This is a genomic window from Paenirhodobacter huangdaonensis (assembly GCF_004022465.1).
Taxonomy (GTDB): Bacteria; Pseudomonadota; Alphaproteobacteria; order Rhodobacterales; family Rhodobacteraceae; genus Rhodobacter; species Rhodobacter huangdaonensis.
The window spans coordinates 82244-93426 of record NZ_SAVA01000012.1 but is presented as its reverse complement, the minus strand read 5'-3'; the positions used below and the strand labels follow the sequence as shown (position 1 = coordinate 93426).

At 66.1% G+C, this 11183-nt stretch carries 13 protein-coding genes and 1 pseudogene; 8 read left to right on the top strand and 6 right to left on the bottom strand.

What is annotated here, in order from left to right; translation table 11 throughout:
- The 4 genes and pseudogenes from EOW66_RS17315 to EOW66_RS20850 form a co-directional block, all read right to left on the bottom strand.
- Positions 1 to 235 (bottom strand): annotated as a pseudogene (locus tag EOW66_RS17315) (hypothetical protein); the annotation flags it as partial.
- Between the two features lie 97 nt (positions 236 to 332).
- Positions 333 to 1070, bottom strand: a complete 738-nt coding sequence (locus EOW66_RS17310) for a hypothetical protein (RefSeq protein ID WP_128157574.1) — start codon at positions 1068 to 1070, stop codon at positions 333 to 335.
- Complete coding sequence (locus EOW66_RS17305) at positions 1070 to 1306, bottom strand: hypothetical protein (RefSeq protein ID WP_128157572.1); 237 nt, start codon at positions 1304 to 1306, stop codon at positions 1070 to 1072. The genes EOW66_RS17310 and EOW66_RS17305 overlap by 1 nt, the downstream gene beginning before the upstream one ends.
- On the bottom strand, positions 1306 to 1428 hold the full coding sequence (locus tag EOW66_RS20850; protein WP_275402053.1) for a hypothetical protein: 123 nt from the start codon (positions 1426 to 1428) through the stop codon (positions 1306 to 1308). The genes EOW66_RS17305 and EOW66_RS20850 overlap by 1 nt, the downstream gene beginning before the upstream one ends.
- A 252-nt stretch (positions 1429 to 1680) precedes the next feature.
- Here EOW66_RS20850 and EOW66_RS17300 point away from each other — a divergent pair, with 252 nt between their 5' ends.
- The 8 genes from EOW66_RS17300 (at position 1681) to EOW66_RS17265 (ending at position 8995) form a co-directional block, all read left to right on the top strand.
- On the top strand, positions 1681 to 2667 hold the full coding sequence (locus EOW66_RS17300) for a class 1 fructose-bisphosphatase (protein ID WP_128157570.1): 987 nt from the start codon (positions 1681 to 1683) through the stop codon (positions 2665 to 2667).
- Positions 2668 to 2817: 150 nt separating this feature from the next.
- Complete coding sequence (gene rpe, locus EOW66_RS17295) at positions 2818 to 3510, top strand: ribulose-phosphate 3-epimerase (RefSeq protein WP_128157568.1); 693 nt, start codon at positions 2818 to 2820, stop codon at positions 3508 to 3510.
- 141 nt (positions 3511 to 3651) lie between these two features.
- Complete coding sequence (locus EOW66_RS17290) at positions 3652 to 4206, top strand: thioredoxin family protein (protein WP_128157566.1); 555 nt, start codon at positions 3652 to 3654, stop codon at positions 4204 to 4206.
- Complete coding sequence (gph, locus tag EOW66_RS17285) at positions 4206 to 4886, top strand: phosphoglycolate phosphatase (RefSeq protein ID WP_128157564.1); 681 nt, start codon at positions 4206 to 4208, stop codon at positions 4884 to 4886. Before EOW66_RS17290 ends, gph begins: the two co-directional genes overlap by 1 nt.
- Positions 4887 to 4947: 61 nt before the next feature.
- Positions 4948 to 5823 carry an MBL fold metallo-hydrolase gene (locus EOW66_RS17280; RefSeq protein ID WP_128157562.1) on the top strand — a complete coding sequence of 292 codons (876 nt, stop codon included), beginning with the start codon at positions 4948 to 4950 and terminating at the stop codon, positions 5821 to 5823.
- Between the two features lie 34 nt (positions 5824 to 5857).
- A complete protein-coding gene (locus tag EOW66_RS17275) occupies positions 5858 to 6286 on the top strand; it encodes a TIGR01244 family sulfur transferase (RefSeq protein ID WP_128157560.1) in 429 nt (142 codons plus the stop codon).
- Positions 6287 to 6306: 20 nt separating this feature from the next.
- Positions 6307 to 8058 carry a SulP family inorganic anion transporter gene (locus EOW66_RS17270; RefSeq protein ID WP_128157558.1) on the top strand — a complete coding sequence of 584 codons (1752 nt, stop codon included), beginning with the start codon at positions 6307 to 6309 and terminating at the stop codon, positions 8056 to 8058.
- A 130-nt stretch (positions 8059 to 8188) separates the two neighbouring features.
- The gene (locus EOW66_RS17265; protein WP_128157556.1) at positions 8189 to 8995 is read left to right on the top strand and encodes a LuxR family transcriptional regulator; all 807 of its coding nucleotides are present in this window, start codon (positions 8189 to 8191) and stop codon (positions 8993 to 8995) included.
- A gap of 327 nt (positions 8996 to 9322) precedes the next feature.
- Here the strand turns inward: EOW66_RS17265 and tsf are convergent, their stop codons facing one another.
- Positions 9323 to 10222: a translation elongation factor Ts gene (tsf, locus tag EOW66_RS17260; protein WP_113900213.1), complete on the bottom strand. Its 900-nt coding sequence runs from the start codon at positions 10220 to 10222 to the stop codon at positions 9323 to 9325.
- A 111-nt stretch (positions 10223 to 10333) separates the two neighbouring features.
- A complete protein-coding gene (rpsB, locus tag EOW66_RS17255) occupies positions 10334 to 11089 on the bottom strand; it encodes a 30S ribosomal protein S2 (protein ID WP_113900212.1) in 756 nt (251 codons plus the stop codon).
- Positions 11090 to 11183: the final 94 nt, after the last annotated feature.

The following is an 11183-nucleotide window of genomic DNA, read 5'->3' as shown; positions in this document are numbered from 1 at the left end:
CACGGATCGCATCCATGGCCTGCACCGGCACGAAAACCGAGGTCAGCTCGCCGTAAATCGGGGTGATCATCCGCCCGGCGATCGGGTCCAGCTCGAAGGTCACCTTCTGCGAGACGAAACCACCCTCGTTGCCGCGAACGGCAACCGCCATCACAGGCGCGAGCACCCCACCACGAAAACGACCGACGAGCGTGCGGGCTTCGCGCCGCACATTGCGTGCATCCTGATAGCTCATTTGAGCTTCCTTTTCGATTTGAACTTGATGATTTTCCGCGCGGCCCGCTTGAGAGCGGCCCGGCGCTTTGCGCACGAGGCGCAGGGTTTGGGCTTTTTCATTTCGCCCCCTTGTAGGGACGACGACGCGGACCACCGGCGCCGAGAACGGGCGCAACATAAGAGCGCGCCTTCTTAGCCGCCGCGGGAATACCGTTCTGCGAAAGATCGGCGGCACCGATCACCGCCATGCCCGTAGCCATTTCAACGGGCCCGGTATCCATCAGGTCCGGATTGGGGATGCGCGTGTAGCGCTTGGTCATCGGATCGTAAACCTCGACGTAGAGGTTATACCGATCCATCTGCGGCGGCGTTACAGGCTGAACAGCGCCGCCAGAACCGCCACCGCCAGAACGACCAGCGCGCCCCACCACAGCGGGATCAGAAGATACTTCACCTTGAACTCCCAGAGCTTGCCGCAGAGACGGCGTGCTTTCGGTGGCAGCATAAATGCCACCAATCCGGGGACGCAAGGTCATCTGCTGGACTTTTTCGACCAGCTTCTGATTTTGCTCCTTGAGCTTCGCGACCTCGCCCACCTGCTCGGCCTTCTTCGCCATGCCGTCAGCCAACAGAAGACCGGCGTCGGCGATGGCCGACCCCATGTAATTCTGCGACTGAACGACTTGGCCGGGGGCCGAGGTCAGGGCGGTGAGGGGATTGAACCCCGCCGCCTCGGCCTTGCTCCGGATCTTCGCATAGTCGGGCGTCACATACTTCGGCTTCGACTTGCCGAAGATGCCGCCCAGCAAGCTCGCGCCGGCGCTGATGAGAGATCCACCGATAATCGGGTCCATCAGAGGACACCCCGATACCGCTCGGGATACCAGAAGCGCGCCAGCTCACGCCGGAGCGCGCCCTCATTGATCCAGTAGATATCGCACATCAGCCGAGCGGCCGAGGGCAGGGGGGCGCCGTCCTCGATGACCGCCCGCATCCGCTCGGACGGCACATTGAGGAAAAGCCAGCGCACCGCGTCGCCAAACGTCTGCACCGAGATCGCGCCGGGCTGGGGATCACGCCGGGCGCCCATCAGGACACCACACAGAAGGCGTGATGCACCCACGGAAGGTCCGTGGCCACCAACGCCCCGGCGGCGCCGATCAGCAGGGGCAGAACCTGCTTGACGAGAATGTTAACAATCGTTTTCTGCATCATGGCTCCTTTGCCAGTGAAATGCACAAAACCCACCAGACTCGCGCCCAATCAACCCAGAGGGATAAAAGGGCGCATAATTGGTATTATGTAAACTAAATGATCCATCCGGGCTGCTTTCCGCCGGATCCGGGCATATCGGCCGGCGAAACGCATCCGTCGACCGTGTTTTCAATTCCTTGGCGATTGAATCTTTCGCGCGCCGGGTGCAAATCAGGACCCGCACGCGACCTATCGCGCAAGGAGGATTCCATGTCACTCGATCTCGACGGTCTGGCGCTCGCGCCTGAACTCGCCGATGTGATGCAGCGGCTCAGCATTGTCGGCGCCCGGCTGCAACGACTGATCGCCCGCAACGGCATCGACCAGGACCTGGCCGCAGCCCGCGGCACCAATGCCGGCGGCGACGGCCAGAAGGCGCTCGACGTGATGGCTGACGCCGCCTACATGGAGGCGCTCAAGGGCTCGGCCGTGGCCTTCTACGCCTCGGAAGAAGAAGACGAGATCCTCACCCTCGGCCCGGGCACGCTGGCGCTTGCCGTCGATCCGCTCGATGGCTCGTCGAACATCGACGTCAACGTCTCGATCGGCACGATCTTCTCGATCTTCCCGGCCGCCGACACGGCCGAGGCGAGCTTCCTGCGCCCGGCGCGCGAGCAGATCGCCGGCGGCTACATGATCTTCGGGCCGCAATGCGCGCTGGTCGTGACCTTCGGTGACGGCGTGCATCACTGGATCCTCGATCCCGACACCGGCCGTTTCGAACGTCAGCCGGATTTCGCGCCGATCCCCAAGGATACCTCGGAATTCGCCATCAACGCCTCGAACAAGCGCCATTGGCCGGCGCCGATCCGCGCCTATGTCGACGACCTGATCGCCGGCGAAGAAGGCCCGCGCGGGCGCAATTTCAACATGCGCTGGATCGCCTCGCTGGTCGCTGAAACCCACCGCATCCTGCGCCGCGGCGGCGTGTTCCTCTATCCGGGCGACAGCCGCAAGGGCTATGAGCGCGGCCGCCTGCGCCACGTCTACGAATGCGCGCCGATCGCCTTCGTCATTGAACAGGCCGGCGGCCGGGCGACCGACGGCGTGCACCCGATCCTCGACCAGGCGCCCGACAGCCTGCATGCGCGCACGCCCTTCGTCTTCGGCACCGCGCCCAAGGTGAAGCGCATCGCGCATTACTACGACTCGCCCGAGGTGGCCGCGGCGATGCCCGACGAGCACCTGATGCCCTGAGACTTGCGCCACGGGGCGCTCCCGTGGCAAAAGCCCCCGAAACCCCTGAGCGCCGCCCGTGGGCACCACTTGGGGCGGCGCTTGAGCTTCACCTTCGAACGCCTTGGCCAGACGGGAAAAACCGTCCGCGCCCCCTGCCCCGAGGATGCCATGACCAGCTTTGACCGCTCCATCAAGATCGCGCCGTCGATTCTCTCGGCCGATTTCGCCAACTTCGGACAGGAGATCCGCGCGATCGAGGCGCAGGGCGCCGACTGGGTCCATGTCGACGTGATGGACGGGCATTTCGTGCCGAACCTGACCTTCGGCCCGCCGCTGGTGAAGGCGATCCGGCCGCATATCCAGACGGTGATGGACGTGCACCTGATGATCGCGCCGGTCGATCCCTATATCGACGCCTTCGCCGAGGCCGGCGCCGACGTGATCTCGGCCCATCTCGAGGCCGGGCCGCATATCCACCGCACGCTGCAGGCGATCCGCGGCGCGGGCTGCAAGGCGGGGCTCGCGATCAACCCGGGCAGCGGGATCGACGGGATCGACTACCTGCTCGACATGGTCGACCTCATCTGCGTGATGACGGTGAACCCGGGCTTTGGCGGGCAGAAGTTCATCCACAGCCAGATCGACAAGGTGAAGACGCTGCGCGCGAAGATCGGCGATCGCCCGATCCATATCGAGATCGACGGCGGCATCACCCCGGAGACGGCGCCGCTGATGGCGGCGGCGGGCGCCGATGTGCTGGTCGCCGGCTCGGCGGTGTTCAAGGGCGGCTCGGTCGAGAACCCCGCCCCCTATGGCGCGAACATCCGCGCGATCCGCGCCGCGGCAGAAGCCGCCCGCTAAGGGAAATCCCGTCTCTTCAATGGCCTGCGGCGCATGTCTGATGTGCCGCGGGTTTTCTTTTGCCGCCCGCGGCCGCGCGGCGCCTTGCCTCGGGGCGTGCTTGCGCTACTGTGCGGGCGTCCCTGAGTGCAGGAGGTTCGGATGGCGGTCACTCCCCCGGTTTGCGATTTCGGCTGGAAGGCGCCCGGCTTCACCCTGCCCGGCACCGACGGTCGCGACTGGTCGTTTGAGGCGATCCGCGGGCGGAAGGGCACGCTTATCATGTTCATCTGCAACCATTGCCCCTATGTGCAATCGGTGCTCGACCGGATCCTGCGCGACGGCGCGGCGCTGATCGCAGCCGGGATCGGCGTTGCCGCGATCTCGGCGAACGACGTCGCCACCTATCCCGAGGACAGCTTCGACAACATGGTGCGGCTGGCCCGCGACCGGGCCTTCCCCTTCCCCTACCTCTTTGACGAAACGCAAGAGGTGGCAAGGGCTTATGGCGCGGCCTGCACGCCGGATTTCTTCGGTTTCAATGCCGCGGATGAGCTTCAGTATCGCGGCCGGCTTGATGCTTCGGGCCGCACGGCGGGGCCCGTGGACGCGAAGCGCGAGCTTTACGAGGCGATGCTGCAGATCGCCGCAACCGGGCAAGGCCCGGCCGGGCAGGTCGCCTCGATGGGCTGCTCGATCAAATGGAAGGACGCCTGATGACCCTGCCTGCCCTGATCTTCGACCTCGACGGCACGCTGATCGATTCCGTGCCCGACATCCACGCCGCCTCGAACGAGGTGCTGGTCGAGAACGGCTTTGCCCCGCTCACCCTGATGCAGGTGCGCAGCTTCATCGGCCGCGGCGTGCCGCATCTGGTGCACTGCCTGCTCGAGGCTTCGGGCGCGGGCGGCGACGAACTGCTGCAGGCCCGCCTCACCGCGGATTTCATCGCCCGCTACGAGGGCGCCGTGGGGCTGACCGCACTCTTTCCGGGGGTCCGCGAGGCGCTGGCCGGTTTCCGGGACCTCGGGCATCCGCTGGCGATCTGCACCAACAAGCCGCTCGCCCCGACCGCGGCCGTGCTGCGCCATTTCGAGATCGCGCCGCTCTTTGCGACGATCATCGGCGGTGACAGCCTGCCCGCGCGCAAGCCCGACCCCGCGCCGCTGCTGAAGGCGCACCAGATGCTGGGCGGCGGCCGCGCGCTCTATGTCGGCGACAGCGAGGTCGATGCCGAGACCGCAGAGCGCGCCGGGCTGCCCTTCCTGCTGTTCACCGAGGGCTATCGCAAGGCCCCGGTCAGCGCCCTGCCCCATGCCATCGCCTTTTCCGACTTCGCCATGCTGCCCGGCATCGTCGCGCATTGGCCCTGGGAGGCTGACCTCGCGTCCCCCTGACACATTCGCCGCTTGCGATATGTTTCGGACAGCCTATATCTGGCGAAATCAGGAGGATGCGATGAGCGAGAGCGTGAACCCTGCGGTGAAGCCCTTCTTCGACGAGGCCACCAACACCGCCACCTTCGTGGTCCGCGATCCGGGCGGCGACGCCTGCGCGGTGATCGATTCCGTGCTCGACTTCGATTACGCCTCGGGCCGCACCGACACCCGCTCGGCCGATGCGGTGATCGACTGGATCCGCGCCGAGGGGTTGCGGGTCGAGTGGATCCTCGAAACCCATGTCCACGCCGATCACCTGTCGGCCGCGCCCTATATCCAGGAGCGCCTTGGCGGCAAGATCGGCATCGGCGAGCGCATCACCGTGGTGCAGAACACCTTCGGCAAGATCTTCAACGAGGGCACCGAGTTTCAGCGCGACGGCTCGCAGTTCGACCGGCTTTTCGTCGAGGGCGACCGCTTCACCATCGGCGCGCTCGAGGGCCGTGTGCTGCACACCCCGGGCCACACGCCCGCCTGCCTGACCTATGTCATCGGCGATGCGGCCTTTGTCGGCGACACGCTCTTCATGCCCGATTACGGCACGGCGCGCTGCGATTTCCCGGGGGGGTCGGCCGATGCGCTCTATGCCTCGATCCAGAAAATCCTCACCCTGCCCGACGCGACCCGGATCTTCGTCGCGCATGACTACAAGGCGCCCGGTCGCGACAGCTATGCCTGGGAGACGACGGTGGCCGAGGAGAAGGCGCGCAACGTCCATGTCGGCGGCGGCACGTCGCGCGAGGATTTCGTCAAGATGCGCGAGGCGCGGGACGCCACCTTGTCGATGCCGCGCTTGATCATCCCGTCTTTGCAGGTCAACATGCGCGCCGGTCAAATGCCGCCCCCAGAGGATGACGGCAGGACCTATCTGAAGGTGCCGGTGAACGGGCTCTGACCCGGCCGGCACTCCGGTCGAGCAGGAGAGACAGATGGACGTTCGGCAGATCACACCGGAATTCGCGGTGGCGCCGCAGATCACCCTCGAGGATGTCGCCGAGGCGGCGCGGATGGGATTCCGCACGCTGATCGACAACCGCCCCGACGAGGAGGCCGGCGACGCGCTCGACAGCGCGGCGATGGCGGCGGCGGCGGCCGAGCACGGGCTCGCCTTTCACTACCTGCCCTATTACCCGGGCGCGATGACGCCCGAGCTGGTCGCCGAGTTCGAGGCGGCGCTGGCGGCGGTCGAGACGCCGGTTCTGGCCTGGTGCCGCTCGGGCACGCGCTCGTCGCACCTGTGGGCGATGTCGCAGGCGGGCACGCGGCCACTGGACGAGATCGTCTCCCTCGCGGCCGAGGCCGGCTATGACCATACGGGGCTTGTGCCCCTGCTTCGGATGCATGCCGAAAGGCGCTAAGGAATGAACCGCAAGCCCCCATGCTGAAAAGATATTTTCCGATCCTGACATGGGGGCGCGACTATGGTCGCGTGACGTTCGAGGCAGATCTGGTGGCGGCGCTGATCGTCACCATCATGCTGATCCCGCAGGCGCTGGCCTATGCGTTGCTCGCCGGGCTGCCGGCGCAGGTCGGGCTTTATGCCTCGATCGTGCCGCTTCTGGCCTATACGCTCCTTGGCACCTCGCGCACGCTCGCGGTGGGGCCGGTCGCGATCATCTCGCTGATGACCGCGACCGCCGTCGGCGGGCTTGCCGCCCGCGGCACGCCCGAATACCTGGGCGCGGCGGTGGCGCTTGCCTTCCTCTCCGGGCTGATCTTCGTGGCCATGGGGCTTTTGCGGCTTGGCTTCATCGCCGCCTTTCTCAGCCATCCGGTGATCTCGGGCTTCATCTCGGCGACCGGCATCCTGATCGCCGCCGGGCAGATCAAGCATTTCCTCGGCGTCGGTGTCGAGGCCAAGACCCTGCCGCCGATGGCACTGGGACTTCTCGAGAATCTGGGCGGGATCAAGCCGGCGACGGTGCTGCTCTCGGCCCTCGTGCTTGGATTTTTGTATTGGGCCCGCAAGTGGTTGAAACCCGTTCTTGAAGCATGCGGCCTGCCCCCGCGGCTTGCCGGTGTGCTCGCGCGCGCGGCGCCTCTGGTCGCCGTCGCCGGCAGCACCGCGGCCACCTGGGCCTTCGGCCTCGAGCGCTATGGCCTCGCCGTCGTCGGCCAGGTGCCGCAGGGCCTGCCCGGCCTCGCGCTGCCGCCGCTCGACCTCGCGCTCTGGCGCGAGCTCGCGCTGCCGGCGCTGCTGATCACCATCATCGGCTATGTCGAGACGATCTCGGTCGCCCAGACCCTCGCCGCGAAACGGCGCCAGCGCATCGACCCCGATCAGGAGCTGATCGCGCAGGGCGGCATCAACCTCGCCTCGGCCTTCTCGGGCGGCATGCCGATCTCGGGTGGCTTTGCCCGTTCGGTGGTGAATTTCGACGCCGGCGCCGCCACCCCGGCCGCAGGCGCCTTCACCGCGCTTGGCATGGCGCTTGCCACGCTGCTGCTGACGCCGGCGCTCGCCCATCTGCCGCAGGCGACGCTTGCCGCCACGATCTTCGTTGCCCTCGCCTCGCTCATCGACCTGCGCGCGCTTGGCCGGGTCTGGCGCTACAGCCGCAGCGACGGCATCGCGATGGCCGCGACGATCGTCGTCACCCTGATCGAGGGGGTCGAGACCGGCATTGCCACCGGCGTCGTGCTGTCGATCGGGCTGCATCTCGCGCGGTCGTCGCGGCCGCATTACGCGGTGATCGGCCAGGTCCCGGGAACCGAGCATTTCCGCAACGTCCGCCGCCACCGCGTGGTGCTGGCCCCCGACGTGCTTTCGATCCGCATCGACGAGAGCCTGTGGTTTGCCAATGCCCGCTTCCTCGAGGACGTGATCTACGACGCCGTCGCCGCCGACCCGGAGATCCGCCATCTGGTACTGAACTGCCCGGCGATCAACGCCATCGACGCCTCGGCTCTCGAGGCGCTCGAGGCGGTGAACGCGCGGCTCAAGGATGCCGGCGTCTGCCTGCATCTGAGCGAGGTCAAGGGGCCGGTGATGGACCATCTGCTGCGCTCGGGCCTGCCTGAGGCGCTGACCGGCCGGGTGTTCCTGACGCAATTCGATGCGATGAGCGCGCTTGCTCCGGCGCTCACCCGCGAAACGCTGGCACAGCCGCGCTGCGAAACCGCGCGCTGAGATCCGGGGCCGGCGCGATTGTTTCCCGGAGTGCGACAAGGGTTGCGCCGCAACTCTGCCCCATGCCAATATCGGCGCTGCGACCAATAGCGCCCTTACGGCGCCACGGGTCCCGCGAATTGGGAAACAGATGATAAATCATCTCGAAAAACTTCTTTCTCTTCAGGATATTGACAAGCTCTGGGAGCTCCATTGCGAGCTGATGTCACAATACGGTTTCGACCGGCTGATCTATGCCTTCACCCCTTTCCGCACCGGGTCCGGGCTTGGCCGGCTTGAGGACACGCTGATCCTGTCGAACCATGACGAGCCCTACCTGAATGAATTCCTGCGCGGCGGGCTGTTCATGCATGCGCCGATGGTGCGCTGGACCGCCGAGAATGTCGGCGCCTGCTCCTGGAGCTGGGTCGAGGAGCGCGTCCGCGCCGGCCTGCTGACGCCGCCGGAACTGCATGTGCTCGACGTCAATCACCGGCACGGGGTGCGCGCGGGCTATTCGATCTCCTTCATCGACGGATCGAGCCGGGCCCGCGCCGGCATCGGCCTGTGCGCCGAGCCCGGCCTGCGGCAAAGCGATGTCGACGAGATCTGGGAGCGCAATGGCCGCGAGCTGATGGTGGTGAACGCGATCACCCATCTGCGGATCTCGACCATGCCCTTCGTCACCGCACACCGGGCGCTGACGCGACGCCAGCGCGAGGTGCTGGAATGGGTGGCCGACGGCAAGACCACGGCCGATATCGCGATGCTGATGGGGCTGACGATCGCGACGGTGGAAAAGCATCTGCGGCTCGCCCGCGAGGCGCTCGATGTCGAGACCACGGCGCAGGCGGTGCTGAAAGCCTCGCTGCAGCGGCAGATCTTCTTCAACCGCTCCTATATCGACGGCGCGATCCGGTCCTCCGCAGGCAACGGTGATAATTTTTCCTTTAAGTAAGGAAAACCGGACTGGCGGGAATCTCTGCATTCGGCTTTCATGTCACTGTTCCGTGAGTGGTGGCTTCGGCCAGGAACAGGGGCAAGGGCCGGGTATATTGCCGGCGAAAGCTCCAGCCGGTTTTCCGGTTGCGGCTCGGGCAGGTGCATTCTCACCACGTCCGGGCCGTTCTCGTTTCTGCAGGAACGCCAGCAGATGCCCCGGAGCCCCCTGTATTTCACGCAGCGTGAACCGCTATCCCCGCATGCGGGCCGTCTTTCTCGACCGCACAAAAGCAAACGCCGCCCCCGGAGGGACGGCGTTGCTCGATCTTCCGAAAGGTCCGGATCAGGCGCCGGCGACGGTCTTGGCGACCTCGGCAGCGAAATCCTCTTCCTTCTTCTCGATGCCTTCGCCGACGGCGATGCGCTCGTAGGCGACGATCTCGACACCGGCATCCTTGGCGGCCTGCGCCACGGTCAGGTCCGGGTTGATGACGAACTTCTGGTTGAGAAGGGTGTTCTCTTCCAGGAACTTCTTCATCCGGCCCGGGATGATGTTGTTGTGGATCACCTGCTCGGGCTTCGGCTTCGCCGAGGTCGCGTTCTCTTCGAGCGCCTTGGCGGTCTGCACCTCGAGTTCGCGCTGCAGCACGGCCGGGTCGAGCGAGGCCTCATCCAGCGAGGCCGGCGCGGTCGCGGCGATGTGCATCGCGATCTGCTTGCCGATGCCGTTGTCGCTGCCCTTCAGCGCCACGAGCACGCCGATCTTGCCCATGCCCGGGGCGGCGGCGTTGTGCACGTAGGAGACGACGACGTCGCCCTCGACCTTGGCCATCCGGCGCAGCGTCATGTTCTCGCCGATCACGGCGATGGCGCCATTGATCGCTTCCGACACCGGCTTGCCGTTCACGTCGGCAATCTTCAGGCCCTCGACGTCGGCTGCGGTCAGCGCGGCGGTCGCGATGTCCGAGACGAGCTTCTGGAAGTCGGCGTTCTTGGCGACGAAGTCGGTTTCCGAGTTCAGCTCGACCGCAACGCCCTTGCCGCCGTCGACGGCGACGCCGACGAGGCCCTCGGCCGCAACGCGGTCAGCCTTCTTCGCGGCCTTCGCCAGGCCCTTGGTGCGCAGCCAGTCGATCGCGGCTTCCATGTTGCCGTCGGTCTCGGTCAGCGCCTTCTTCGCGTCCATCATGCCTGCGCCGGTCGTCTCGCGCAGTTCCTTCACCATCGCTGCGGTGATCGCCATCTCGGCCTCCTCGAAATCTTTTGGAATTTCAGCGCGGTTGAACCACGCCGTCATGTCAGCGGAATGACATGACGGGGCCAGGCGGTCTCGCCGGCCCCGTCGGGTGAGGCCTCAGGCCCCGACTTCTTCTTCGACCGGCGCTTCTTCCAGCGCACCGAGGTCGACGCCCGCGGCGCCCATCTGCGCGGTCATGCCGTCGAGGGCCGCGCGCGAGACGAGGTCGCAGTAGAGCGCGATGGCGCGCGCCGCGTCATCGTTGCCCGGGATGATGTAGTCCACGCCCTTCGGCGAGCAGTTGGTGTCGACCACGGCCACGACCGGGATGCCCAGCTTCTGCGCTTCGAGGATGGCGAGGTCTTCCTTCGACACGTCGATGACGAAGAGCAGATCCGGCAGGCCGCCCATTTCACGGATGCCGCCGAGCGAAGCCTGAAGCTTCGTCTGCTCGCGTTCCATGTGCAGGCGTTCCTTCTTGGTCAGCCCTTCGGCGCCCGAGGCGAGCACCTCGTCGATGTTCTTCAGACGCTGGATCGACTGGGAGACGGTCTTCCAGTTGGTCAGCGTGCCACCGAGCCAGCGGTGGTTCATGTAGTACTGCGCGCATTTCTCGGCGGCATCGGCGACGGCCTTCGAGGCCTGACGCTTGGTGCCGACGAAGAGCACGCGGCCGCCCTTGGCGACGGTGTCACGCACCACCTGCAGCGCCGCATCGAGCATCGGCACGGTCTGGGTCAGGTCGATGATGTGGATGCCGTTGCGCTCGCCATAGATGAACTCCGCCATGCGCGGGTTCCAGCGTTGCGTCTGGTGGCCATAGTGAACGCCAGCTTCGAGCAGCTGACGCATCGAGAAATCGGGAAGCGCCATGTTCCATTTCCTTTCCGGTTTGCGCCTTGGCGGAGGATCAGGGATCTCTCCCAACCGGTGGACCGCCGGGGATGTCTCCCCCGGAAGGCCCGCC

Bases quoted from the DNA above. Each gene is read 5' to 3' on its own strand.
- rpe (WP_128157568.1), top strand. From the start codon at position 2,818: ATGACCAGCTTTGACCGCTCCATCAAGATCGCGCCGTCGATTCTCTCG.
- EOW66_RS17280 (WP_128157562.1), top strand. From the start codon at position 4,948: ATGAGCGAGAGCGTGAACCCTGCGGTGAAGCCCTTCTTCGACGAGGCC.
- EOW66_RS17275 (WP_128157560.1), top strand. From the start codon at position 5,858: ATGGACGTTCGGCAGATCACACCGGAATTCGCGGTGGCGCCGCAGATC.
- EOW66_RS20850 (WP_275402053.1), bottom strand. From the start codon at position 1,428: ATGCAGAAAACGATTGTTAACATTCTCGTCAAGCAGGTTCTGCCCCTG.
- EOW66_RS17310 (WP_128157574.1), bottom strand. From the start codon at position 1,070: ATGGACCCGATTATCGGTGGATCTCTCATCAGCGCCGGCGCGAGCTTG.
- EOW66_RS17305 (WP_128157572.1), bottom strand. From the start codon at position 1,306: ATGGGCGCCCGGCGTGATCCCCAGCCCGGCGCGATCTCGGTGCAGACG.
- EOW66_RS17265 (WP_128157556.1), top strand. From the start codon at position 8,189: ATGATAAATCATCTCGAAAAACTTCTTTCTCTTCAGGATATTGACAAG.
- EOW66_RS17300 (WP_128157570.1), top strand. From the start codon at position 1,681: ATGTCACTCGATCTCGACGGTCTGGCGCTCGCGCCTGAACTCGCCGAT.
- tsf (WP_113900213.1), bottom strand. From the start codon at position 10,222: ATGGCGATCACCGCAGCGATGGTGAAGGAACTGCGCGAGACGACCGGC.
- EOW66_RS17270 (WP_128157558.1), top strand. From the start codon at position 6,307: ATGCTGAAAAGATATTTTCCGATCCTGACATGGGGGCGCGACTATGGT.
- EOW66_RS17290 (WP_128157566.1), top strand. From the start codon at position 3,652: ATGGCGGTCACTCCCCCGGTTTGCGATTTCGGCTGGAAGGCGCCCGGC.
- gph (WP_128157564.1), top strand. From the start codon at position 4,206: ATGACCCTGCCTGCCCTGATCTTCGACCTCGACGGCACGCTGATCGAT.
- rpsB (WP_113900212.1), bottom strand. From the start codon at position 11,089: ATGGCGCTTCCCGATTTCTCGATGCGTCAGCTGCTCGAAGCTGGCGTT.